We start from the raw sequence: 26,173 nt of genomic DNA on the forward strand, positions 1-26,173 counted from the left end.
CGGAGCCACGTTCGCGCAGGGTTTCGCTATTCCGGTGCAATTCGGCGTTGGCGGTTTGCAGCTGACGCTCGCTGTTCGCCTGATCCGCAACGGCGTTCCTCAGCCTCTCCGCCATGGCGTTATAGCCCTGTGCAAGTCGGTTAAATTCCTCGGATCCCATTGCCGTATCAATGCGCGCATCCTGCTCACCGTCACCCAACGCCGTCATGGCACGCATCATCGTCGCCAACGGCCGGCGGATAGCGCGGATCAGTAGTGCGAAGCTGCAGACAACCAGCAACGCAACCACGCCCCCTCCGATAATGGCGAGCCTCCGCCCGCTGGCGAGCCGCTTGGCTGCCGCGTCTTGACGGCTAGTCTGCAAAGCCCGCTCCTCGTCGAGGAAGCCACTAGCCCGGACGCTGATCGCATCCATCAGCTCACGTCCGCGACCACTGGCGACGATTGCTACCGCACCAGCAAAATCGCCATGACGCGCGAGGGTCAGGGGCTGCCGAAGGAAGGTTGCCCGCTGCGTCATCAGAACCGCGATCTCACGAGCTCTTGCATGCTGTATAGGGTTGTCGCTCGTCTGCCGGATCGCAACGGCCATATTGCGCGCCGAGCTTTCCACCCGCTCGGCAAACGACCGAGCGTAAGCTGGATTGCGCGTGATGATGAAGCCCCGCTGACCCGACTCCGCCTCGCGTAAATCACCTAACGCTGCTTCAGTCGTCTCAATCACCTCTGCTGAGTGTCCAGCCCACTCAAAACTTTGGCTGGTCTGTCGTGAGGCATCCACTAGGAGTCCGGCCAGCGAAGCCAGTGCGATTAGGACAACGACGCCGATAGCGGCGATCCGGGCTGAAAGTGACGACAACATGGGTTTGGCCGTACCTGTCAGGCTTTAGCATCCCGTTACTCTGGCTGGCATCGTGCACACGAAAGTAGGGCGCTTTGGCCCAATCCAAGCGGTGAACGAACGTCCGGTTTCTGGCAGGCGTCGCAGGGGGCTAAGTGACCGCTTCTGGGTCGTTGCGTAAGCAGTGACGGTAGTCCCTGTCATTCAGAACTCAGCGCGCGACGGAGGTGCCGCCCGCCTTGCCTGCGGCTCTCTGCGGTTGAAGTGCATGTTGCTACCCTCAATCGCATTGCATCATACCCGCGTAGTCCAGCGCGAACCGGGGCGTTAAGGCTTTAACACATATTGCGGATCAAATTCCGCATCGACGATGACGTACGATTTTCCTTGAGCGCTGGCTTGTTCAAGGGTCAAACCATCGTGGCGGAGCAAACGACCAGTTACGCAAATTCTACCATTCACGTTATGTTGCGTGAGCTTTGGGTCGATTACAAGTGATGTACTGCCCGCACCCTCGTATCGAACAGGCATTACGAACGTCCCATCTTCACGGGTTTGTATCGTGTCAGGGTTCGGTTGAGAGTTGAGTAACAGGTAGCTGTTGTTGCGATAAACACTATCGCCACAGACTGTGAGTTTTTTATTGAAGTAGTAATGGGGTACACCCCCGACCGCAGCAGCATCTAACGGCGGCGGGATTTCTACCCATGCAAATACGATCAGGAGCATCGTAGACGATATAATCATGACGTACACCTCGTGAGCTTCCGACACTTCGGGCTTAAAGACGCCGACCATCAAAGAAGCGTCGATGCTCGTATGTAACATAGTTCGAGTGCTTCGGCTTGAAGTCAAGGCCGCCCTAGTGAGACGGTGTGCTCAAACGGTAGAGAACCCATTCTCCGCCGCGCCCATGTATTCCTGCGGTTTGGCGCGCCTTCAATACCCTCCAATGCGCGACGCGATACCCGCGCCGTCTGTCCACCACCCATGCCGGACACCCGAGTGGCCGCCTCGGTTTTGCATGATGCTCCCTTTGATTGGGGGATGAACGAATGGCAGAAGCTGGGAAGCGAGCAGGGCATCCATGATGACCGCTTCTGGGTCCTTGGCGTGCAATCTTCTGTGAAGGGCATCCCAGAATTCGCGCAGAGCAGTTTCCGCTGTAGCAGCACCCAGACCAGCAGCGACCACTCCTTACCCGTGATGCCCAACGGAATATTTTGTAGGATACATGTAGGACTTTGCCAGCCATCTCCAAGAAATCAACAATGGAGAATGAAAATGGCAATGGCCAAGGAAATGGTATCCGCTTCCAGGATGTACGGGACCGGATTGAACACGAGTGCTCTTGCAAGCCGTATAATTAACGAGGCAGGAGGAAGTCGCCTGCGGGTTAAAACTCTCCGAAACGAGGTGCAACAATACATAAATTCTACTGAATCTAGGCAACTTGATCAGTTGCTGTCGGACATGGGTTGGTATGAGATCGCCCTGCCGGCTGCTCCATCGATTCCAACGTTAGTGTTCCGAGTACCAGTGACGCCTAGCGACGCTGGCGCGCTGCAGTTTCCCCCCGCAGACGCGCCCTTGAGTGTAAAGCAGGCATTCTACACCAGTCAGGCCTACTATGATTATATGATGCGGCGCGCGCAGCAAACTGCTCCGTACTCGGGCGGAAGGGACGCCATTTTTGACAGCTACGTTTTAGGAAATGTTCTTTCCTACCAAGGGCAGGCGAACATTCTGAACGCGAAAAGTTATCTTGCGAACATCGCGCAGTTCGAGCGCGATGAAATTGCTGCTCGCGTACGGACAGGTGCTCGAACGAACGGGTTTGAATTTACAGCAAACGAGGCAGCGGTCCTGGCATCGGGCGGTATCGTCAGCATTGCGCAACGGTCCGATGGCGTTTTCGTGAGTATCGACCAATACTTGTTCCCCAACGACATTCTAGTCAACGCGCCGACGGCCGTGCCACCTCTCGGCGTCGTCAGTCCAGGGATTGCAACTATGACGCTTGGCGGAGTGAGTTTTCTCCCTCTCTTTCAGAATGCATCTGCTTCCAGCGAAGATCGCTACTCAGAACGATATCGAGATCTGTCAGTTGACGAAAAACAAGTGCTCCGTAGAGTATTTACCAGCATTTCAGATGCCAATGTACTGCTTCATTTTGGTACCGATCCGGCACGGATGCCTTTTCTTGCGCGAAAGGCGTTCGAGAGCGGTGCGGGAGCAATCACTCTCGGGAACCATATCTACTTTTTCTCGCAACCTCGCAATATGTCGTTTGGCAACGACTTGCTCTTGCTGGTTCATGAAATGATGCACGTAGTGCAATATAGGCAATTTGGCATGCTGGAGGTATTCCGCCGTATCGCGCTGCAGGCCGCGACTTGTGGTTCGAATAACGCATACCAATATATTCGATTTGAACCGAATTTCAGTGTGCTTCCCCTTGAAAGTCGCGCGGAACTAGCCCAGCATTACGCAGGGTATCAATTGTATGGAATTCTACCATCCATGGTTGTGGACGGGGTGGTGGTCAACGTTACGGCAGCGCAATTGGAGCAGTATGCGGTTGGGAGCGGCCTTTTCGGCAAATAAAGCCATAATCGGACTTTATTTGAGCGCAATTATCGCTGCATGCAATATGGGAGGAGAGGCCACTATTAAAGTGGTTTCTCCTTCAGAAATTTACGTCAGCATCGACAAGCCAGAACATATTTGCATAACATCTTTTTCTGTATCAAAAATTGGTCCGGATCGAGCAGTGAATGTGTGGCAGGTGTTTCGAAATACGGAAAGTAAGGTATGTATCGATCAGTTTCAAATTGGTAAAGTTCCAGGTGGTTTCAGAGGCGTCGGCGAACCGATTATCATGTCTACAGGCCGTTATGAAATTACCGCTCTAGGCGGTGAGTACGCCATTCGGCAATCGTTTGATGTGAACAATTAAGTCTTGCAAGGCGTGACCGTATCGGAGGATCGGCGATCTTCGACCGTGAAAGTGTCTGCAAGCGAGTTGGAGCCCGACCAAAAGGCGAGTAGGGCGTTTTCATCCAGTCGTGATGCGCCGTGGGTTGCGAAGACCACGGCGACCGCATGGGCTCGACCGACCCTGCTTTCCGGAGACATGACGGAAGCAGGTTGCGCTATGCAAGCGACGGCACTGACGAGGAATGGGCAACCGTCGCGCCACTGCCGGTTCGAACGAGGTAGGTAGGCCGTCCATACCCGCACCGGGCACAGGTGATGTGGCGCATCGTAGCATGGGTCAACCGATGCCGTCGCCTTGCCAAGGACTGCGAGACAACCATCGCTTCCTCCGAAGCATGGCGCCTCATCGGTTCCATCGGGCGACTGACGTCACGCAGCGCGAAGATCGAATTATGAGTCGGGCTCTTAGGGTCAGGACCCATTGATATGAGGATCGCGATCTGATTCAGGCTCTGCGAGGAGACCGGGATGAGCGACCTTTTTTGGCTGACGGACGAGCAGATCGAGCGGCTGCGGCCGTTCTTTCCCAAGAGCCACGGCAAGCCGCGTGTCGATGACCGGCGGGTGCTCAGCGGCATCGTCTTCGTCAACCGCAACGGGCTGCGCTGGCGAGACGCGCCAAGCGCGTATGGTCCTCACAAGACGCTGAATAACCGGTGGAAGCGCTGGGGCGAGCGAGGCGTATTCACGCGCATGATGGAGGGGCTGGCGGCGGTCGATGCGGAGCCCAAGACCGTGATGATCGACGCGACCTACCTGAAGGCGCACCGCACGGCATCAAGCCTGCGGGTTAAAAAGGGGATCTCGGCCGCCTTATCGGCCGCACCAAAGGCGGCATGAACACAAAGCTCCATGCCATCGCCGACGCGAACGGGAGGCCCTTGAGCTTCTTCATGACCGCGGGCCAGGTCAGCGACTACACCGGGGCGGCCGCGCTGCTTGATGACATGCCTGCGGCACAGTGGCTGCTCGGTGATCGCGGCTACGACGCCGACTGGTTCCGCGACGCTCTCCAGGCCAAGGGCATTCAGCCCTGCATACCGGGTCGCAAATCCCGCAACGAGCCGGTCCGATACGATAAGCGCCGATACCGGCGCCGCAGCCGCATTGAGATCATGTTTGGCCGCCTCAAGGACTGGCGCCGCGTCGCAACCCGCTACGACCGCTGCCCGACCGCCTTCTTCTCCGCCATCGCCCTCGCTGCCACCATCATCTTCTGGCTGTAATCAACGAGTCCTGACCCTAGGGTCGAAACCTAATCAGCCTCTTGAGGCATGCTGGTTTTCCTGATTCACTGGTGCGTGGATCAGGAGGAGTAAGGCATGGCGCTGTTCTGGTTGTCGGATGAAGCGTGGGCAGCGATCGAGCCGCATCTGCCGAAGAACCAACCCGGCGCGCGGCGGGTTGACGACCGGCGGGTGATCTCGGGCATCGTGCATGTGCTGAAGGTTGGCTGCCCCTGGTGCGACTGCCCGGCCGATTACGGACCATCCACGACGATCTACAACCGGTTCAACCGCTGGTCGCGCCGTGGCTTCTGGCTCAAGCTGCTCGACGCGCTGGTGGATGCCGGTGTGGTTACAAAGAGCACCGCGATCGACAGCACCTACATCAAGGCGCAACGCGCGGCGTTCGGCGGAAAAGGGGGCGCCAGATCCAGGCGATTGGCCGTTCACGCGGTGGCTGGACGACCAAAATCCATGCGCTCACCGACGTTATCGGCCGTCCCTATGCCCTGATGCTGACGGCCGGCAATGTCAGCGACGTGAAAGCGGCACCTGCACTCCTCGAACGGGCCGGTCGCATGCGTTACCTGTTGGCAGACAAGGGCTATGACGCCGACCGGCTGCGCCGTTCGCTACGTGACGCAGGAGCCGTTCCTGTCATTCCCGGACGGCGCAACCGGAAGCGCGTCATCCGATACAACAAGGAGCGCTACCGCGGCCGCCACCTGATCGAGAACGCCTTCTGCCGTCTCAAGGACTTTCGCCGTGTCGCCACCCGCTACGATCAACTCGCCGCCAACTTCCTCTCAGGCGTCGCCATCGCGACCGCGCTCGCATTCTGGCTCTGATTGAGTCTCGGCCCTAAGGGGTCCTAATTTTAATTGTTTCCCTGATTTCGGTCGTTCGCCATTGAATAGGGAGCTGCTGTGGGATCAATAGCCCATGCCTTGTTTGGATACGGACCCATGACGAAATGCAGCGTGCCGCCGGCCATGATCTCGTCCTGCAACAACCAAGTTCGATCAAGCTTGCGACCGTTCAGCATCGCCGACTGGATATACACGTTGGCGGCGCTGTTCGCGGGCGCCTCGACCACGAAGCGCCGACCGTTTTCTAGCGCCAGTTCGGACCGGCGGAACAGCGGCGACCCGATGACATATTGGTTCGCGCCGGGCGTGACCGGATAGAAGCCCAGCGCGCTGAACACATACCATGCCGAGGTCTGACCGTTATCCTCGTCGCCCGGATAGCCATCGGGCTGCGCGGCATAGAGGCGACGCATGACGTTGCGGATATGCCACTGAGTCTTCCACGGCGCGCCGGCATAGTCGTACAGATAGATCATGTGCTGGATCGGCTGATTGCCATGGGCGTAATTGCCCATGTTGACCACCTGCATCTCGCGGATTTCGTGAATGACCTGTCCGTAATAGCTTTCGTCGAACTTGGGCGGGCTGTCGAATACCTGATCGATCTTGGCGACGAACGCGCGGTCGCCACCCATCAGGTCGATCAGGCCGCGCACGTCCTGAAACACCGACCAGCTATAGTGCATCGAATTGCCTTCGGTGAAGGCATCGCCCCATTTCAGCGGGTTGAACGGCGACTGGAAGCTGCCGTCCTGATTGCGCCCGCGCATCCAGCCGACACTGGGATCGAACAGCTTGCGATAATTCTGCGCCCGCGCACGGAACATCGCCGCGTCCTCGGTCTTGCCCAATGCTTCGGCGAGGCGCGCGATTGTGAAGTCGGCATAGGCGTATTCGAGGGTGCGGGCGGCGTTTTCCTTGATGCCGACGTCATAGGGGACGTAGCCGAGGCGGTTGTAATATTCGACGCCCTCGCGTCCGACCGCGCTGATCGTCTTGCCGTCCGCCGATTTGGGGCGGCCGACGCTGGTCGTCGCGTTCTTCTTGATCGCTTCGTACAGGGTTTCGATGTCGTAGCCGCGGATACCGTTCAGATACGCGTCCGCGATGTTCACCGCCGAATTCGACCCGATCATAACGTCGCGGTGGCCGGGGCTGGCCCATTCGGGCAGCCAGCCGGATTCGCGATAGGTGTTGGCGAGGCCCTCCATGATCTCGCCATCGAGCTTGCGCTCCATGATCGTGAACAGCGGGAAGACGGCGCGGAACGTGTCCCAGAAACCGTTGTCGGTGAACATCGGACCCGGCAGCACCTGCCCGTTATAGGGGCTGTAGTGGACCATCTTCCCTGCGCGGTCATATTCGTGGAAGCGGCGCGGGAAGAGTTGCGTGCGATAGAGCGCCGAATAGAAGGTGCGGACATTGTCGAGGTCGGGATCGTCGACCTTGTAGCGGTTCAGCAGCGCCGACCAGGTCGCGCGCGCCTTCTCCTTCGTCGTGTCGAAGCTGTCGCGACCGAGTTCGCGGTCGAGGTTCAGCTGCGCCTGTTCGGCGCTGATGAAGGAGGAGGCGACGCGGACGTTCACCTGTTCGCCCCTGCGCGTCCGGAAGCCGATCAGCGCGCCGACGCGCTCGCCCTCGGCCCGGGTCACCCCCGGTCGGCGCTTGAAGCCATCGCCGAAGGTGTCGGCGACGGTGAAGTCGTGGTCGAATTCGAGGACGAAGTAGTTGCGGAAATTGGCGGGTACGCCGCCACTGTTGTTGCGGGCATAGCCGATGATCCGACGCTGCTTGGGCAGGATGGTGACCGCCGATCCCTTGTCGAATGCATCGAGCAGGATCCAGCTCTGGTCGCTTTCAGGAAAGGTGAAGCGGAATTGCGCGGCGCGTTCGGTCGGGGCGATTTCGACGGTGGTGTCGTAATCGGCAAGGTAGGCGCTGTAATAATAGGGGCGCGCTACCTCCGCCTTGTGCGAATACCACGACGCGCGATCGGCCTCGGCCAGTTTCGGCGCGCCGGTCATCGCCATCAGCGAGAAGGCGCCATAGTCGTTCATCCACGGACTGGGCTGGTGCGTCTGCTTGAACCCCCACAGCTTGTTGTCGCGATAGCGGTACGCCCAGCCGTCACCGGCTTTATTGGTGGTCGGCGTCCAGAAGTTCATGCCCCATGGCAGCGCGATCGCCGGATAGGTGTTGCCGTAGGACAGTTCGTAGGTGGAATCGGTCCCCATCAACGGGTTGACCAGATCGACCGGGTCGGCGCGGCGGTCCTGCGCGGTTGCCGGAGAGACGGGTGCGAGGATCAGCGCCAGCGCGGTGGCGGCGGCGGTCAGGCGGGGCAGGGCCATGGGGGCGGTCCTCTTTCTCAACGGGTCGGCAGGTGGTGGCGGGCGCGGTCCCAGAAGCGGGCGTCGAAGGTGGCGGCGACGCCGATGATCGCCGCGTCCTCGGTATCGCTGTGCACGGCGATGCGGGTTCCGGGCAGGGCGGCGGACAGTGCCGGTCCGAACAGGTCGAACGCGCCGCAGATGCGTCCGCCGAGCACGACCGCTTCGGCGCCGAAGCGCGCGACCCACGGCGACAATATCGTGCCGAGACTGGCGCCATATTCGGTAAAGATCGCCGCGGCAGCGGTGTTGCCGGCCCGGGCCGCATCGGCACCGGCGACGACCGTGTCAATCCCGTCCAGCCGGTCGCGGACCTGCGCGGTCAGCCAGCGGGCGGAGACATGGTCGTCGGCGATGCCGTCGCCGAAGGGGAGATGCCACAGCGACCCGTGCGGCGGGACGTCGTCCCCGTCGATCACCGGAATGCCATCGCGCAGGAATGCCGACCCCAAGCCGGTGCCCAGCGTAACGCCGACGACATTGCCGTGCGCCGGCACCGCGCCGATCGCGACGCAGCCGACCGCGAAGGCGGTGGCGTCGTTCAGGAAGCGGACGGGCCGGGGAAAGCGTTGCCGGGCGGCAAGGGCCGCGCCGATATCGACACCGTTCAGCGCGGTGAACTTCGCATTGCCGGCAAAGTGACCGACCCCGGCGGCATAGTCGAACGGTCCGGGCATGGCGATGCCGATGCCGACGACCCGCTCGGCGCCGAGCGGGTCGATCACCGCATCGATCGCATCGGCCCATGCGGCGATCAGCGTGTCGCGATCGGCATCGGGGGTACAGGGGTCGTGGCGGAAACTGCCGGGCAGCAACGCACCCGGCGCGTTGGCGGCGAGCGCTGCGGCTGCGACATGATGCCCCCCAATGTCGACCCCGACGATCATCGGCACGCGCTCTCCCCGTTGTGCTGCGCGGCCGGTTCGCCATCGCTTGGGTTCGTGTAATCCATTACATCGGCCGAAACCAAGCCTAAATCGCAGCGCTGCTCTGTCGGACGATCAGTGCGTGGGGCAGGACATGGACGGTGTCGTCGGCCGATTTGCCCTCGATCCGGTCGATCAGGATCTCGCACGCCTTGGCGCCCATCGCCTCAGCCGGCTGGGCGATGGTGGTCAGCGACGGGGTGGAGTGGGCGGCGAAGCTGATATCGTCGAAGCCGGTGATCGCCATGTCGTGCGGCACGCGCAGGGCGCTGGCGGTGGCAGCCTGGATCGCGCCGATCGCCATTTCATCGTTCATGCTGAACAACGCCGTCGGGCGTTGCGGCAGTGCAAGGAATTCCGACGCGGCGGCGTGGCCCGATCCCATCGTCCAGTCGCCGAACCGGACCAGCGCCGGATCGAAGACGATGCCGGCCGCGTCGAGCGCTGTGCGATACCCCTTCATCCGGTCGACCGCGTGCGGATTGGCGGGCGGGCCGCTGATCGTCGCGATCCGGCGGTGGCCGGCGGCGATCAGATGCTCGACCATTTCACGCGCCGCGCCGGCATTGTCGATCCGCACCGACGGCGCCTGGGTCAGTTCGCAGCCGCAGGCATGGACGATCGGATAGCTGGCGGCACGTTGCCGCGCATTGAACCCGTAGTCGGGCGATAACTGGATGACGCCATCGGCGAGGCGGGTTTCGACCAGTTGTTCGTAATGCGCCTCCCGGTCGCGGGAATCGCGGGTATCGCCCAGGAACACCGAATAGCCGCGCCGCCATGCGATCGATTCGATCCCGGCGGTCACATTGGCGAAGAACGGGTTGGCGATGCCCGGCACCAGCACCAATACCGAAAAGGAGCGGTCGGAGCGCAGGTTGCGCGCCAGCAGATTGGGGCGGTAATCGACCGCCTCGACCGCCGCCATTACCCGGGCACGGGTCGCCTCGGTCACTTTTTCAGGGGTACGCAGCGCGCGCGACACGGTGGCCGTCGACAGGCCGGCCGCGTTGGCGACGTCGATGATACTGCTCATGCCCCGTACACCCCCGCCCGATCGTTCTGCCAACCGCCTGTCCCAAGTCAAGCGCGCTGCCCGCGGCCCGGCCGGGCGGTACGTATACGTCCAGCTGGTCATGTAATCCATTACATTATTCGCTTGCGAGAGTCGGCGATGCTGCATAGGCTTACCGACAACGAAGCGGATCCGGCAGGGACCGGCCATATGGGAGGACGGGGGTGGCGCCGATCGACGGGCTGATCGTGCTCGCATATCTGCTAGCGACGCTGGCGATCGCGCTGAAGGTCCGCGCCCGCGCCGCCGAGAGTATCGACAGCTATTATCTCGGCAACAAGCGCATGCCCTGGTATCTGCTGTGCCTGTCCGACGCATCGGGCATGTTCGACATTTCGGGCACGATGTGGCTGGCGACGTTGCTGTTCCTGTACGGGATGAAGAGCATCTGGCTGCCGTGGCTGTGGCCGGTGTTCAACCAGATTTTCCTGATGGCGTATCTGGCTGTCTGGCTGCGGCGGTCGAACGTGCGGTCGGGGGCGGAATGGATATTGTTCCGTTTCGGCGACAATCGCGGCAGCCGGTTGTCGCACCTGTCGGTCGTGCTGTTCTCGGTCATCTGCGTCGTCGGCTTCCTCGTCTATGCGTTCGTCGGCATCGGTAAGTTCATGGAATTGTTCCTGCCGTGGGAGGCGATCGGTCCGGCGCTGGGATTGAGCCTGACGCCGGAGCAGGTGCCGGTCGCCTATGCGGTGTTCTTCACCACGCTGGTCACGGTCTATGTCGTGCTGGGCGGGCTGCCCGGCATCGTGTGGACCGACGTGCTGCAATTCGCGATCATGACGCTGGCCGCCTTCTTCGTCGCGGGCATGGCGATGATGATGGTCACCCCCGAACAGATTGCGGCTGCGACGCCGGCGGGGTGGATGAGCCCCGCCTTCGGCTGGCATCTGGGATTGGACTGGAGCGCGATCCGGCCCGAGGCGGCAGCGAAGATCGCCGGCGACGGATATGAACTGTTCACCGCGCTGATGATGATGATGCTGTTCTCCGGCATCCTGAAGAGTGCGGCCGGGCCGGCGCCGAGCTATGACATGCAGCGGGTGCTGGCGACCCGATCCCCGCGCGACGCCGCGAAGGTGACCGGCTTCGTATCGGTCGTGCTGATGCCGATCCGCTATCTGATGATCGCAGGGTTCACCGTGCTGGCGTTGGTGTTCGTCGACCGGCTCGACCTGGCATCGGGCGGCAAGGTCGATTTCGAGAATTTGCTGCCCGCCGCGATCCAGGCTTTCATGCCGGCCGGTGTCCGCGGGGTGATCGTCACTGGGCTGCTCGCGGCGTTCATGGCGACCTTTGCCTCCAGCCTGAATGCCGCGCCGCTCTACATCGTTAACGACGTCTATCGCCGGTATGTGAACCCGGATGCGTCGCAGCGTCTGCTGGTGCGGCTGAGCTATGCGGTGTCGGTCGCGGTGGTGCTGCTCGCGATGGGCATCGGGCTGTTCGTCGCCTCGATCAACGACGCGCTGCAATGGATCGTGTCCGGCCTGTGGGGCGGATACACCGTCTCCAACGTCATCAAATGGTATTGGTGGCGCTTCAACGGCGAAGGATATTTCGCGGGCATGGTTGCGGGTATCGCCTGTTCGCTGGCGTTTCCGTTCCTGTTCGGGCCGCTGCTGCCGCACGCAGGCGCGATCCTGCCGCTATACCTGTTCCCGCTCATCATCCTAGTATCGGGGGCCGTCGCCGTCGCCGCCAGCCTGATGACGAAGCCGACCGATCTGGCGGTGCTAATCTGCTTCTATCGACAGGTGCGGCCCTGGGGTTTCTGGGGGCCGGTGCAGGCGTTGTTGCAGGCGGAGAACCCGACGGCGCAGCCCAATCGCGACCTGCCGCGCAACGCCTTCAACATCGTCGTCGGCACGTTGATGCAGACCGCGCTGGTCGCGACGCCGGTGTTCCTGGTGGTCAAGAATTTCGTCGCCATGGCCGCGTGTCTGGTCGTGGTGATCCTGTGTGGAGGAATATTGTGGCGGACCTGGTATCGGCGCCTGGCCGACTGGCCCGAGGATATGGCCGACGGCCCGGCCGGGGTGCGGGCATGAGGATGCTGGCGGGGGCGATGCTGCTGGCGCTGGCGATCCCGGCCATGGCGCAGGACGGCGACGATCCGGTGCGGTGGGTCGATCCGATGATCGGCACCGATGGCGACGGCCACGTGTTTCCCGGCGCGACGCTGCCGTTCGGGATGGTGCAACTTAGCCCCTCCAACACCCGCGACGGGTGGAAATGGACGTCGGGCTATCATTATTCCGACACCGTCATCGACGGGTTCGCCCATACCCATATCAGCGGCGCGGGGCTGGGGGCGCTGGGCGACATATTGCTGATGCCGACACGGGTGGCGGGTACGGCGGCGGGTGCGCTCGACCGGCCGGGCAGCGGCTATCGATCGCGCTTCTCGCACGATCGTGAAAAGGCGGAGGCGGGCTATTACCGCGTCCATCTCGACGACGCCGATGTCGATGTCGAGCTGACGACGACGCTGCGCACCGGTTTCCACCGCTATCGCTTCAACGGCGCGGCCGACCGCTATGTGGTGATCGATCCGATCCATGCGGTCGGCGACGACCATGCGCTGGAGGCCGGGCTGGAGGTGGTGTCCGACCGCGAAATCCGCGGCTGGCGGCAAACAATCGGATCGTCGGCGGGTACGCGCACCGTGTATTTCGTGGCGCGCTTTTCGCAGCCGTTCGTGGCCGCGCAACTGACTGAAACCGACCGGCCGGTTGCGGGTGTTCGGGGCAAGGGCGCGACCCGCCGCGCCTATGTCCGCTTCGGCAAGGACGTAGGACAGGTCGAGGTGGCGGTGGCGATCTCGCATGCCTCGGCGCAAGGTGCGCTCGCCAACTTCCGGGCGGAAGCCGAAGGCAGAGATTTCGATACCGTCCGCCGCGCGGCGCAGGATGCGTGGAACCGGCGACTGTCGGCGATCCGCATCGACGAACTCGACCCCTCTAAAAAGCGCGTCTTCTACACCGCCGGCTATCACGCCGCCATCGCGCCCAATCTGGTGTCCGACGTGACCGGCGACTACCGGGTCGAAGGGCGCGTGCTGCGCTCCGCCATTCCGCAGTTCAGCAATTTTTCCAACTGGGACACCTATCGCGCGGTCCATCCGCTGCTGACCATCGTCGATCCCGATCAGGCGGGGTCGATCGTCGCCAGCATGGTGTCGCGCCACCGCGATGCCCGGCTGATCCTGCCGAGTTGGGAAGCGGTCGGGCATGATAACCGGGTGATGATCGGCTATCCGATCGTGTCGATCATTGCCGATGCGGTCCTCAAGCGGCTGCCGGGCGTCGACCCGGTCAGCGCCTATGCCGCGATCCGGGCGAGCGCGTTCGACCGGACCAAGCATAGCAACGTGTATGACCTGAACGGCATGGACGGCTATCTGCGCTATGGCTTCGTGCCTGCCGACGTCGCCAGTTCGGTGTCGAAGACGACCGAGCAGAATTACGAGGACTGGACGATCGGTCAGGTCGCGGCGACGCTGGGTCGCAAGGACGATGCCGCATTGTTCGCGATGCGGGCGACCGGGTGGCGACAGTTGCTCGACCGGCCGAGCGGATGGTTGCTGCCGCGGCTGGCCGACGGGCGGTGGGCACCGATGCGCCGCGACGATTGGGGCGATTTGAACCGTCATTATGTGTCGGGCAATATCTGGGCCTATTCGGCCTATACCCCGCATGACATGGCAGCGGCGATCCGGCTGCACGGCGGGCGGGCGGCCTATGGCGACTGGCTCGACCGGATCTTTCGCGACACGACCCCGATCGGCGGCGAGCAGCATGTCGACCTGTCGGGGTTCGTCGGCCGCTATGGTCATGGCGACGAACCGGGGCATCAGATGCCCTATCTGTTCAACTTCGCCGGACAGCCCGGCCGCACGCAATATTACGTCAACCGCGTGCTGCGCGAGATGTATTCGGACCGGCCCGGCGGGCTCGTCAACAATGACGATCTGGGCCAGATGTCGGCATGGTATGTGTTCAGCACGCTCGGCCTCTACCCGGTCGCGCCCGGTGATCTGACCTATCAGATCGGTGCCCCCTATCACCGGCGGGCCGCAATGACGCTGCCGGGCGGGCGACGTTTCACGATCGACGCGGACGGGCTGTCGCCGCGCAACATCTATGTCCAGTCGGCGACGCTGAACGGGCAGACACTGACCAAAAGCTATCTGACGCATGCGCAGTTGCTCGCCGGGGGGACGCTGCGTTTCGCGATGGGAGACACGCCGTCGCGCTGGGGCACGGGGGCGGCGGACAGCAGGCTGGGCGCGTTCGATGACAAGGCAGCGGTGCCGATCGGGCAGCGCGCGCCCTGGGCACCCTATGACCCGGTCGACGATCCGCGCTTCGCGGTCACGCGCGACGTGGCGTTGCGGGCGGCGGGGGGGACGATCCGCTACACCCGGGATGCCGGCGAACCGACCGGGCAGTCGCCACGCTATACCGCGCCGGTGCGGATCGATCGCGACACGGTGCTGCGCGCTGCGGCGTTCGACGCGCGGGGGCGCAGCACGACATTCGAACGCCATTATGTCCGCAGCCTGCTGAAAGGATTGGCGCCCGGCTTCCCGCGTATCGCGGTCGCCGAAGCCGGGATCGGTTATGGGGCAAAGGACGGCGCGATGCTGATCGACGGCATCACCGGCGGTCCGGCCTATGGCGACAGGAAATGGACCGGGCGGGTTGGTGACATCACCGCGACGATCGATCTGGGCAGCGCGACACCGGCGCGGACGTTGACGATCGGCTATCTCGACGATGCAATGAACGGCATCCTGCCGCCGCGCCGGATCGAGGTGCTGGCCGGCGACGATCCCGACCACATGGTGCCGATCGGCCAGCATGCGCTCGGTCCGTGGGGGGGCGTGGTGCAGCAGGTCGAACGGATCGCAATACCGCTGCCCGGGCGGCCCTATCGCTATTACCGCGTGGCGGCGACCGCCGGGGGCGACCTGCCGCCCTCGCTCAAAGCACCGGGCAAGCCGGCCTGGCTGTTCCTCGACGAGATCAATCTGCAATGACGCCTGCCACAACCCGCCGCGCGATCGACAGCGGCTGGACCTTTCGCCGATATGGGCAGGACGACTGGCTGCCGGCGCAGGTGCCGGGGTCGAACTTTACCGACCTGTGGCGCGCCGGGCTGATCGAGGATCCTTATTTCGGCGATGCCGAACCGCGGCTCGAATGGATCGAACTGGCCGATTGGGAATATCGCTGCACCTTCGACGTGACCGAAGGCGAACTGGCGGGCGACGCGGTGGCGCTGGTTTTCGACGGGCTCGACACGCTGTGCGACGTGCAGCTGAACGGCGTGGCGCTGTTGTCGGCCGACAATATGTTCCGAACCTATCGCATCGACGTGCGCGACCGGTTGCGGGTCGGTGCCAACGAACTGGCGCTGCATTTCCGGTCGCCGGTGCGCTATGGCGAGGCGCGCCGGGCGGCGGACGGGTTCTGCTACCCGGCGGAAAACGACAAGACCGTCGCGCGTGCCAGCGTCCATGTCCGCAAGGCCCCCTATCACTTCGGCTGGGACTGGGGCCCGAAATATATCACCGCCGGGGTGTGGCGCCCGGTATGGCTGGACGTCGTGCGGCGCGGCCGGATCGTCGATGTCCAGTACCGCATCAATGCGCTCGACGATGCGCAGGCGGTCGTGACGTTCGATGTCGAACTGGAGGGCAGCGGCACCGTCGAGATCGCCTGCGACGTGGCCGGGGTCGCGCCGGTACGGGTCGCGGCTGGGGCGGGGAAGGCGACCGCCCGGGTCGTCATCGCTGCGCCGCGTCGCTGGTGGCCGAACGGGCTGGGCGATCCGTTCCTCTATCGCTTCACCGCGACGTTGTCCGACGCCGCGGGGGTGATCGACCGTGCGACGACGCGCGTCGGCCTGCGCACCATTCGCGTCCGCAACGAACCCGACGCGGCCGGCGAATGTTTCGAGATCGAGGTGAACGGTCGCCGCACCTTCATGAAGGGCGCGAACTATATCCCCTCGGACAGCTTCCTCGAACGGGTGACGCCGGAGCGATATCGGCAGTTGTTCCGCGACGCGGTCGACGCCAATATGAACATGCTGCGCGTCTGGGGTGGCGGCACCTATGAAAGCGACCTGTTCCACGATCTGGCCGACGAACATGGCATCCTGATCTGGCAGGATTTCATGTTCAGCTGTACGCTCTATCCCTTCGATGCGGCGTTCCTCGCCAATGTGGCCGAAGAGGCGCGGCAGCAGATCCGGCGGCTGCGGCGGCATCCTTCGTTGGCGCTTTGGTGCGGCAACAACGAAGTAGCGCTGGGTGTCGCGCACTGGAACTGGCCGACGACCTTTGCCTATCCGGACGGGCTGTTCGACCGGCTGGTGGCGGGCAATCGCGACCTGTTCGAACGGCTGCTGCGCGATCTGGTCGCCGACCATGATCCGGACCGATTCTACATGGCGTCCTCGCCGATCGGTTTCTGGAACGATCCCGCAGACGATGCGCGCGGTGACAGCCATTATTGGGGCGTCTGGCACGGCGAGGACCCGCTCGACGCCTATGCGAAGCGCATTCCCCGCTTCATGAGCGAATATGGCTTCCAGTCCTATCCCGACATCGCGTCGGTCGAACGTTTCACCGATCCTGCCGACCGGGTGGTGGGGTCCGACGTGCTGGCGCTGCACCAGAAGCATCCACGCGGCGATGCGATCATCGGCCGGTTCCTGCGCGAACATTATGGCGAACCGCGCGACTTCGCCGCCTTCTGCACGCTCAGCCAGCTGACCCAGGCCGATGGGCTGCGCATCGCGTTCGAGGCGCATCGGCGGGCCATGCCCTGGTGCATGGGTTCGCTGTATTGGCAGTTCAACGACTGTTTCCCGGCGATCTCCTGGTCGAGCATCGACTATTATGGCCGGTGGAAAGCGCTGCACTACCAGGCGGCGCGCTCCTTCGCGCCGCTGATCCTGTCGGCGGAGGCGGTGGCCGACGGGTTCGACATCCATATCGTATCGGACCGCGCCGATACGATCGATGCCGAGCTGCTGCTCGACGTGATCGATTACGAGGGTGTGTCGACGTGGCGGTGGCAGGCGCCGGTGACGATCACCGGCAACCATGCCGCCGTCTCCGCCAGCGTTCCCGGCTCCGTCGCCAGTCGCCCAGGAGTGTTGGTCGGCCGCATCGTGCGCGGGGGGGAGGAACTGACGCGTGACGTGCGGATGCTGAACGATCCGGTGCGCTGCCGATTGCTCGATCCGGCACTGCGCGGATGGGTAGAGGAAGGTGCGGTCGTCGTCCGCGCGGAACGCTTCGCCCGCGCGGTTCGGATCGTCGTCGATGCCGGGCATGGCAACCTTGCCGACAATTATTTCGACCTGCTGCCGGGCGAGGAGCGTCGCGTTCCGTTGCGCCGCGGGCTGCTGCCGGCCGATGCGCCGGTATCGGTGTCGAGTATGGTCGACTGGATCGAACCGGCATGAGGGCGTTGGCCGCTATCCTTGCCCTGTTGGCGAGCGCGCCGGCGGCTGCACAGGGCGCGCCGTTGGCGCTCGGCGTCGACGAACTGCTGCGCTGGACCCCGGACGGGTCGACCGCCGATCCGGGGCAGGTCGCGCGGGTGTCGCTCGCGCAGCGCTTTCGCGTGGCGCCGATCGGACGAAACCGGGCGATCGATCCGCAGGTGCGGGTGCTGTATGCGCCCGACGGGATGAACGTGCTGGGCGGACAGCCGACGACTGGCGCGCGCTTCAACGGCTATACCTTCACCCATTGGCCGCAGATCGACGTGTTCGCATGGTTCGCCGGCACCGCCGATCGCGGCATCAACCTGCCGGCGCGCGGCTGGGTGGAGGCGGCGCATCGCAACGGCGTACCGGTGATCGGTACGGTGTTTTTCGCACCGGACGCATGGGGCGGGTCGCCGAACACCGTCACGTCGTTCCTGCGCCGCGATGCGCGCGGCCATTTTCCGGCGGCGGCGCAACTCGTGCGGATTGCGCGCCATTACCGGTTCGACGGCTGGTTCGTGAATGCCGAAACGAGTGGCGCCGACGGGCAGGCGATGATCGATTTCATGGCCGAATTGCGCGCGATCGCTCCGCCGATGATGACGATCCACTGGTACGACGCACTGCTGCCCGATGGCCGTGTCGTCTGGCAGAACGCGCTGACCCACGCCAATCTGCGGTTCCTGCAGAACGGCGGCCAGCGCACGGCGGACGCGATGTTCCTGAATTACGACTGGACGCGGCAGGGTCTGGTCGACAGCGCGACGCTCGCAGAACGGTCGGGGCGCAGCCGCTACGACCTGTTCATCGGTGCCGATCTATGGCCTGCGCGCAATGCCCAGCCGGCGTTCCGGAATACCGCATGGCTCGATGCGCTGCGCGAACGGCCGGGTGGACGGGCGCTCGGGTCGATCGCGCTGTTCGCGCCTCATTTCGGGTATAATTTCCCGGGGGACGCGCGCGCGCCGCGCTTCAGCAATTTCGATCACGACCCGCGCGACGTCGCGCGGTTCTATTATGCCGAACGGCGGCTGTTCGCCGGCGACACGCGCAACATGGCCGACCCGGCACGCACCGGCTGGCCGGGCGTATCGTCGCTGGCGCCGACCCATGGGATCGTACCGACCCTGCCGTTCACGACCAGCTTCAACACCGGCCATGGCCGTATCGACGCCCGCGATGGGAAGGTGGTCGGCGGAGCGTGGCATGACATGGCGCGGCAGGACGTATTGCCGACATGGCAGTTCGCGACGATCGGCAAGCGACCGGTGGTAACCGACTATGATTTCGATCGTCCCTTTGGTGGCGGATCGTCGCTGCGGATCGCCCCCGACGGATCGGGTAGCCGGACGTCGGTGCCGCTATATGCGTTGCGCCTGCCGCGAACGGTCAGGATTACCGCGGTTACCCGTGGTGGAACCGGCTACGCACTACGCGTGGGCAACCATATGCGCGCCTTGCCTGCGTCGAACGATTGGCAGGCAACAAGCTGGTGTGTTCGTGCGCCCGCTGCGGACGCGAGGGTATCGCTGAACATCGAACGCGCCGCGCAGCAGCCGATCAACATCGGCCGAATTACTATCGAGGCGGGCTGCGGCGATTAGAAAGACGCTTGACACAATCATCAGACGCCATGCATGTAATCGATTACATCATGCGGTGGCACGAATCGACGGAAGATCGATCGCGGCGGCGGCAACATGCGCGGCGCAGGGGTCGCACCATGCAAAGGGAGGGACGGATGAAGGCGTTTTCATTTGGCGGAACCGGTCGTGCCCGGCTGATGGCCGGCGTCGCGGTCGCGGCAGTCGTCGGCTTTGCCGGCATCGCACAGGCGCAAACGACGACCGGCGCCAATCCGGTCGGCACCGATGCGCCCGTCACCATGGCGGAGGCGACGCAGGGTGAGGGCGACGGCGAAATCCTCGTCACGGGCTATCGTTCGTCGATCGACCGCAACCTGCGCGACAAGCGCAATTCGGCGGCAGTGGTCGAAGTCATCACCGCCGAAGACATCAGCAAATTCCCCGACCGCAACGTCGCTGACGCGCTGCAACGCGTGCCGGGCGTGGTCATCACCCGCGATGGCGGCGAAGGGCGCACCGTCAGTGTCCGCGGCCTGCAACCCGATCTGACCCTGACGTTGCTGAACGGCAACTATATCGCGACTTCGGAAACCAACAGCGAAGCGACCCGCTCGTTCAACTTCCTGCTGATGCCCTCCAACCTGTTGGGCAAGGCCGAACTGTTCAAATCGTCCGAAGCCCGTATCGACGAAGGCGGTATCGGCGGCACGGTGATCCTGCACACCCGCCGCCCGCTCGACCTGCCGGCTTGGTCCGGCTTCGTCACGGCGGAGGGCACCTATGCCGACACGACCGAGCGCGTCGACCCGCAGCTGTCGGGTCAGCTGTCGTGGAAGAACAGGGACGAGACGTTCGGCGTACTGGTCAGCGGTACTTGGCAGAAGCGCCAGACGCGCACGATGAGCGCCACGACCGAAGACTGGCTGTGGTACGACCAGAACGGCGCGCGCAGCGGCGTCGACGTCAACGGCAATCCCTTTTCGCCGGCACCCAGCGAATGGTGGGGGCAATCGGGCTTTAACGACCAGAATGGCCGGCTCTATTCGGGCTTCTTCATGCCGACCGCGGTCAATTTCGGCATCCGCGACGAAAATCGCGAGCGGCTGGGCATCCAGGCGACAGCGCAGTGGCGGCCGACCGACGGCCTGACGCTGACCGCCAATTATTTCCGGTTCAACCTGACCGGGGATTACGTCAACAATTCGCTGAAGGTGCCCGAGTGGAATATCGCCCGCTTCAACGGCGACGGCAACTGGGCGGGCGGTCGGTTGCTCGACAAGCTGAACTTCGATCCCAGCGGCACGATCGTGACCGGCGCGCAGTTCAGCCTGCAACAGGGCAAGACCTATTATTGCAGCGAAGCGCAGGCCGCGGCCGGCGGGCAGCGCCCCGGCGGCTGGGGTCCCGACGACTGCACCGTCCCGACGCCGCAGCTGACCGGTGGCTATAGCCGCGAGGAAGCGCTGTCGCAGACCGCCGATTTCGAGGCTGAATATAAGAACGACAACTTCGTCGGCGTGGTGAAGCTCGGCCGCACCTGGTCGGAAGGCGGTCCTTCGATCAACTTCCGCATGTCGGCCAAGCCGCGCGTGGCGATCAACGGCCAGTATCAGCCGGGCAACCGCTTTACGTCGTGGGACCTGACTGGCACGCCGACGATGACCTTCTCGCCCGATCTGCAGGACCGCATCCTCGGCGGCTTCTCCGAAATCGACGTCGGCTCGACCGATTCATCATGGATCAACACCCGTATCTCGCAATATTATGGTCAGGCGGACGGCACTTGGATGGTGTCGAACGGCGCGTTCGACACGTTGCAGTTCGGCGTGAAGTATCGCGACGGATCTGTGCATCGCAACACCGGCAACACCATCTGGAACTGTCCGGGGACGACCACCCGCTATCAGCAGTGCGACACGACGGCCAGCACCGCGCGGCCCGAATTCTTCCTGTCGGACCCGATCACCAACATCCCCGGTGGCTTCAGCGCCAATGTGTTCCCCGGCATCAACTTCACCAACTATCTCGGCTATCTCGACGATCGCTATGGTGGGTCGGTGCGGTTCGAGGAGCCGGACTTCATCTACAATGTCGGCGAGAAGATCTGGTCGGGCTATGTCCAGGCGAACTTCAAGACCGATCGCCTGCGCGGTAACTGGGGTGTGCGGGTTGTGCATACCAAGCAGCGCGCGGAGTCGACCGACGCGGTCGAACGCTTCCTCGACTATTTCGCCGATGGTCCCGATGGCCGCCCGCTGGCCTGTACCCCGGGTGCTGCGAACCAGATTTGCGAAAGCGGGTTCGTGCGGGCCGAAGTGCGCGAGAAGACGTTCGAACTGAACACGCTGGACAAGACCTATACCGACGTCCTGCCCAGCCTGAACGTCGCCTATGACGTCACTTCCAACCTGGTGGCGCGCGGCGCGGTGGCAAAGGTGATTGCACGGCCGGCCTTCACCAACCTCGCCTTTCCCGGCGCGCTCAACTTCGTGTCGGAGGAATATAGCAGCGACCGCGTCGCAGGCGGCGGCACCAGCCAGCCGGGCTGGACCGGCAGCGGCAGCAACAAGGACCTCGAGGCGTTCCAGGCATGGCAGTACGACCTTGGCCTAGAATGGTATTATCACCGTGGATCGGTGATCGGCGTCGGCCTGTTCCGCAAGGACGTGAAGAACTTCGTCGTCCCGGTGTCGCAGGATCAGGCGGTGACGATCGGTGGCGAGACGGTCAACGTCCGCAACTTCTCAACGCAGGCGAACGGGCAGAACGGCGTGTCGCAGGGCATTGAATTCTATGCGCAGCACACCTTCGACTTCGGCGTCGGTTATCAGGCCAATCTGACGTTCAACGACACCAACACCGCCGCCGTTGTGCTGGCCGGGCGCGAGATCGCGGAATCGCCGCTGGTCGGCAGCGCCGAGAACCAGGCGAACTTCACGCTGTTCTACGAGAATGACCGGTTCCTCGCCCGCGCCTCGTACAACCGACGTGGCGAGGTGGTGAACGGCACCCACAACCAGCTGACCATCTATACCGAGCCGTATGAGCAGGTGGACCTGAACGTCGCGTTCAACATCACGCCGCAGCTGGTGCTGACGGCATCGGTGCTGAACCTGACCAAGTCCGAACTGCACCAGCATCTGGGCAACGATACGAAGGCCCGGTTCTGGACCAACGGCTATTCGGGCCGGATTGCGTTTGCCGGCGCGACGTTCAAGTTCTGAACGAACGACCCCGTGCGTCGGTGGCGCGGGGGGTCGATATCGCCGATAGGGGCGCGCAGGCGTCCAGTCGCACGGACGCGCGTGAACGGAGCCCAGCCGCATGACCGACAACCGCATCCGCCAGATCGTCGTGCTGGGCGGCGGCAGCGCGGGATGGATGGCGGCAGCGGCGCTGGCTACCTATTTGGGGCGCGGCATATCGGTCCGGCTGGTCGAATCCGAGGAAGTCGGCATCGTCGGTGTCGGGGAATCCAGCGTCCCCCATATGAAGACGTTCAACAGCGAAACGCTGGGCATTGACGAGCGCGACTTCGTCACCCGCACCAACAGCACGTTCAAACTCGGCATCCGCTTCACCGACTGGGGCCGGGTCGGTAACGATTATATCCACGGGTTCGGCACCATCGGCCGCGGTCTCGGCCCGTTGCCCTTTCACCAACTCTGGCTGAAACGCTTCCTAGCCGGGCGGGCGGGGCCACTCGGCGATTATTCGTTGCAGACGGTCGCGGCACCTGCCGGGAAATTCCAGTGGAGTGGTCCCCCCGACACGCCGCTGGCCGACATCGCCTATGCCTATCACCTCGATGCCGTGCTCTATGCCCGGTTCCTGCGCGAACTGGCCGAGCGGCGCGGCGTCGAGCGGATCGAGGGCAAGGTCGTCCGTGTCGAACAGGATGGCGGCAGCGGCCATGTGCAGGCGATCGTGCTGGACGACGGCCAGCGGATCGACGGCGAATTCTTCATCGACTGTTCGGGGTTCCGCGGCGTGCTGATCGAACAGACGCTGAAGACCGGCTATCTCGACTGGCGGCACTGGTTGCCGTGCGACCGGGCGTTCGCGGTTCCTTCCGCATCGGTCGGGCCACCCACGCCCTATACCGAAGCGGCCGCGCGTCCGGCGGGGTGGCAATGGCGCATTCCGCTCCAGCACCGCGTCGGCAACGGCTATGTCTATTCCAGCGCCTATGAAAGCGATGAACAGGCGATCGCGACGCTGCTCGGCACGCTGCAGGGAAAGGCGCTCGACGTTCCGCGACAGCTGCGCTTCACGGCCGGCCGCCGGGCAAGAGCGTGGAACGGCAATGTCATCGCGCTGGGCCTTGCCGCCGGGTTCCTCGAACCGCTGGAGTCGACCGGCATCTATCTGGCGCAGGCCGGTATCCGCCGCCTGCTCGGCCTGTTTCCCGGCCGCGACATCGATCCGGCGCTGGCCGATCGGTTCAATCGCGAGACGGCGTTCGAATATGAACGCACCCGCGATTTCCTCGTCCTGCATTACAAGGCGACGACGCGCGACGACACGCCGTTCTGGCGCTATTGCCGGACGATGGACGTGCCCGATCCGCTGCGCGAGGCGATCGACCTGTTTCGTACCGATGGCCGCTATTTCCGCAACGGTGAGGATTTCTTCGCACTGCCCAGCTGGGTGCAGGTGATGATCGGGCAGGGCATCGTTCCGGCCGACTATCACCCTATCGTCGATGCGATGCCCGAAGGGCATCTCGACCAGTATCTCGCGCGGGTCCGGGTCGACATCGCATCCGCCGTCGCCACGATGCCGCCCCACGACCAGTTCATCGACCATCATTGCAAGGCGTCGGTCGCGTGACCTTCGCCCGAGATCATTACCGGAGACCGACCCCCATGCTGACCGACCGCCGCACGTTGATGACACAGGGCGCGCTGCTGGGGGCGGGGCTGGCGAGTGCGGGTGTCGCGCCGCTGGCGATGGCGCAGGGCAAGGCGTTTCCGAGCAAGCGCCCCGCCCCGGCCGACCGCCGCTTCGTCAGCAAGGCGGTCGAGCAGGAGATCGCCCGCGTCAGCCGGATGATCGCCGATCCCGAACTCGCCTGGCTGTTCACCAACGCCTATCCCAACACGCTCGACACCACGGTCAAGATGGGGATGGTCGACGGCAAGCCCGACAGCTTCGTCATCACCGGCGACATTCCCTGCCTGTGGTTGCGCGATTCGGCGGCGCAGGTGAAGTCCTACCTGCATCTCGCCCGTCAGGATGCGAAGCTGCGCGAGTTGTTCCGCGGCCTGATCGCCCGGCACGCGCGCTCGGTGCTGATCGATCCCTATGCCAACGCCTTCATGGAGGACCCGACCGCAAAGACGACGCTCGAATGGTCGCAGGTCGACGAGACCGAGATGAAGCCGGGCGTCGCCGAGCGGAAATGGGAGATCGATTCGCTATGCTATTCGATGCGGCTGAGCCATGGCTACTGGACCACCACGCGCGATCCCGCGCCGTTCGATGCCCAGTGGGCTGAAGCTATGCGCGCGATCGTCCGCACCTTCCGCGAACAGCAGCGCAAGGACGGCCCCGGACCCTACAAGTTCCAGCGCGCCAGCCGCCAGCCGACCGAGACGCTGCTCGCCGGCTATGGTGCGCCGACGCGCAAGAACGGCATGATCCATTCGGGCTTCCGCCCCTCAGACGACGCCTGCCAGTACCCGCTGTTCGTGCCGGCCAACATGTTCGCGGTGACGACGCTCCGCGAATTGGCGCAGGTCGCGAACGAGGCGCGCAAGGATGCGGCGCTGGCCAATGACGCGACCGCGCTAGCCAACGAGGTCGCCGCCGTCGTGGCGCAGCATGGTACGATGCGCCTGCCCGATGGCAGCGACGTCTGGGCCTATGAAGTCGACGGGTTCGGCAATGCGATCTTCATGGACGACGCGAACGTGCCGTCGCTCTCTAGCCTGGCCTGGCTAGGCTGCGTCGCCCCCAGCGACGCGCGGTGGCAACGGACGGCGAAGGCGGCGTGGAGTGAGGAGAACCCATGGTTCTTCAAGGGGCGCGCGGGCGAAGGGATTGGCGGCCCGCATCAGGGGGTGGACTATATCTGGCCGATGTCGCTGATCGTGCGCGGCCTGACCGCCACCGACGACGCGACGATCCTGCAATGCCTCGCTACGCTGAAGCGCACCCATGCTGGCACGGGCTTCATGCACGAGGCGTTCGAAAAGGACGATCCGGCGAAGTTCACCCGCGACTGGTTCGCCTGGGCTAATGGCCTGTTCGGCGAGTTCATCTTGCATCTTGCTGCGACAAATCCGAAATTGCTGCAGGCGCCGATGGATCAACTCCGAGCATAGAAGCGGACCCAATTCCGGACCTGGTTATGTCTGTTTGTTTGAGTAATTGCCGCATGATGCCATTAAGCGCTGCCGTGCAACCCTGCGCACGTCCGATGTCGTGATCGGTACCGGCAGAGTTCCAGAACATGTCGAGCGGCCACCGTTTGGGGCAATGGGCAATCAGGCACCGAAGTGCGAGGCGGACTTCGATAGTGTCGACCTTCGCCTTGCCCGATCGGGCGGCTGCCGCGCGCAGGATACGAACCGACAGTTCGATGATGATCCGCTGGTTGCGCGACATGGCCGGTCAATGAAAGTCGCGCGACTTGATCCGCACCACCTGCTCGGGGTCCATGCCGTTGGCATGCGGCGGCCAATAGCTGTCGCGCGGACCCGGCCGCCACCCAACGGTCTCTGCGCCAGACTTCAAGACCTTC

16 protein-coding genes and 2 pseudogenes are annotated in these 26,173 nt (G+C 63.5%); 12 read left to right on the forward strand and 6 right to left on the reverse strand.

The window, feature by feature from the left end:
- On the reverse strand, nt 1-862 hold an 862-nt coding region (locus MF607_RS08110), incomplete at its 3' end, for a CHASE3 domain-containing protein (protein WP_242117335.1).
- Nucleotides 863-1,168: 306 nt separating this feature from the next.
- The gene (locus MF607_RS08115; RefSeq protein ID WP_242117337.1) at nt 1,169-1,570 is read right to left on the reverse strand and encodes a hypothetical protein; all 402 of its coding nucleotides are present in this window, start codon (nt 1,568-1,570) and stop codon (nt 1,169-1,171) included.
- 261 nt (nt 1,571-1,831) lie between these two features.
- Between MF607_RS08115 and MF607_RS08120 the strand changes: the two genes are divergently transcribed.
- From MF607_RS08120 to MF607_RS08140, 5 genes and pseudogenes are all read left to right on the forward strand, one after another.
- On the forward strand, nt 1,832-3,448 hold the full coding sequence (locus MF607_RS08120) for an eCIS core domain-containing protein (protein ID WP_242117340.1): 1,617 nt from the start codon (nt 1,832-1,834) through the stop codon (nt 3,446-3,448).
- 19 nt (nt 3,449-3,467) lie between these two features.
- Nucleotides 3,468-3,800 (forward strand): hypothetical protein, encoded by a 333-nt coding sequence (locus MF607_RS08125; protein WP_242117343.1) that lies wholly within the window; start codon nt 3,468-3,470, stop codon nt 3,798-3,800.
- A 284-nt stretch (nt 3,801-4,084) separates the two neighbouring features.
- Nucleotides 4,085-4,237, forward strand: a pseudogene (locus tag MF607_RS08130) (IS5/IS1182 family transposase); the annotation flags it as partial.
- 72 nt (nt 4,238-4,309) lie between these two features.
- Nucleotides 4,310-5,067 (forward strand): IS5 family transposase gene (locus MF607_RS08135; protein WP_242117346.1). Its coding sequence is split into 2 segments (ribosomal slippage): nt 4,310-4,643 and nt 4,643-5,067, totalling 759 coding nucleotides; the frame shifts between segments, so codons are not numbered across the junction.
- A gap of 96 nt (nt 5,068-5,163) precedes the next feature.
- Nucleotides 5,164-5,915 (forward strand): annotated as a pseudogene (locus MF607_RS08140) (IS5 family transposase).
- A gap of 29 nt (nt 5,916-5,944) precedes the next feature.
- On the opposite strand, the gene MF607_RS08145 reads toward MF607_RS08140, so the two are convergent.
- The 3 genes from MF607_RS08145 to MF607_RS08155 all read right to left on the reverse strand — a co-directional run bounded on the left by MF607_RS08145 (nt 5,945) and on the right by MF607_RS08155 (nt 10,288).
- Complete coding sequence (locus MF607_RS08145) at nt 5,945-8,287, reverse strand: GH92 family glycosyl hydrolase (RefSeq protein ID WP_242117348.1); 2,343 nt, start codon at nt 8,285-8,287, stop codon at nt 5,945-5,947.
- Nucleotides 8,288-8,304: 17 nt separating this feature from the next.
- Nucleotides 8,305-9,213: an ROK family protein gene (locus MF607_RS08150; protein ID WP_242117887.1), complete on the reverse strand. Its 909-nt coding sequence runs from the start codon at nt 9,211-9,213 to the stop codon at nt 8,305-8,307.
- Nucleotides 9,214-9,298: 85 nt separating this feature from the next.
- A complete protein-coding gene (locus MF607_RS08155; RefSeq protein ID WP_242117351.1) occupies nt 9,299-10,288 on the reverse strand; it encodes a LacI family DNA-binding transcriptional regulator in 990 nt (329 codons plus the stop codon).
- Nucleotides 10,289-10,491: 203 nt separating this feature from the next.
- Between MF607_RS08155 and MF607_RS08160 the strand changes: the two genes are divergently transcribed.
- The 7 genes from MF607_RS08160 to MF607_RS08190 all read left to right on the forward strand — a co-directional run bounded on the left by MF607_RS08160 (nt 10,492) and on the right by MF607_RS08190 (nt 25,754).
- Entirely contained in the window at nt 10,492-12,378 is a 1,887-nt protein-coding gene (locus tag MF607_RS08160; RefSeq protein ID WP_242117354.1) for a sodium:solute symporter family protein, read from the forward strand.
- Nucleotides 12,375-15,371 carry a GH92 family glycosyl hydrolase gene (locus MF607_RS08165; RefSeq protein WP_242117356.1) on the forward strand — a complete coding sequence of 999 codons (2,997 nt, stop codon included), beginning with the start codon at nt 12,375-12,377 and terminating at the stop codon, nt 15,369-15,371. The genes MF607_RS08160 and MF607_RS08165 overlap by 4 nt, the downstream gene beginning before the upstream one ends.
- Nucleotides 15,368-17,812, forward strand: a complete 2,445-nt coding sequence (locus MF607_RS08170) for a beta-mannosidase (RefSeq protein ID WP_242117358.1) — start codon at nt 15,368-15,370, stop codon at nt 17,810-17,812. The genes MF607_RS08165 and MF607_RS08170 overlap by 4 nt, the downstream gene beginning before the upstream one ends.
- Nucleotides 17,809-19,443, forward strand: a complete 1,635-nt coding sequence (locus MF607_RS08175; RefSeq protein ID WP_242117360.1) for an endo-beta-N-acetylglucosaminidase — start codon at nt 17,809-17,811, stop codon at nt 19,441-19,443. Before MF607_RS08170 ends, MF607_RS08175 begins: the two co-directional genes overlap by 4 nt.
- Before the next feature lie 137 nt (nt 19,444-19,580).
- The gene (locus tag MF607_RS08180) at nt 19,581-22,649 is read left to right on the forward strand and encodes a TonB-dependent receptor (RefSeq protein ID WP_242117363.1); all 3,069 of its coding nucleotides are present in this window, start codon (nt 19,581-19,583) and stop codon (nt 22,647-22,649) included.
- A gap of 100 nt (nt 22,650-22,749) precedes the next feature.
- Nucleotides 22,750-24,258 (forward strand): tryptophan halogenase family protein, encoded by a 1,509-nt coding sequence (locus MF607_RS08185; RefSeq protein ID WP_242117365.1) that lies wholly within the window; start codon nt 22,750-22,752, stop codon nt 24,256-24,258.
- 35 nt (nt 24,259-24,293) lie between these two features.
- Nucleotides 24,294-25,754 (forward strand): glycoside hydrolase family 125 protein, encoded by a 1,461-nt coding sequence (locus MF607_RS08190; RefSeq protein ID WP_242117368.1) that lies wholly within the window; start codon nt 24,294-24,296, stop codon nt 25,752-25,754.
- Nucleotides 25,755-26,043: 289 nt separating this feature from the next.
- Here MF607_RS08190 and MF607_RS22685 read toward each other — a convergent pair whose 3' ends face one another.
- A complete protein-coding gene (locus tag MF607_RS22685; protein ID WP_277925799.1) occupies nt 26,044-26,166 on the reverse strand; it encodes a hypothetical protein in 123 nt (40 codons plus the stop codon).
- Between the last annotated feature and the right edge of the window lie 7 nt (nt 26,167-26,173).

Origin of the sequence: Sphingomonas lacusdianchii (genome assembly GCF_022664395.1) — a bacterium.
GTDB classification, from domain to species: domain Bacteria; phylum Pseudomonadota; class Alphaproteobacteria; order Sphingomonadales; family Sphingomonadaceae; genus Sphingomonas; species Sphingomonas lacusdianchii.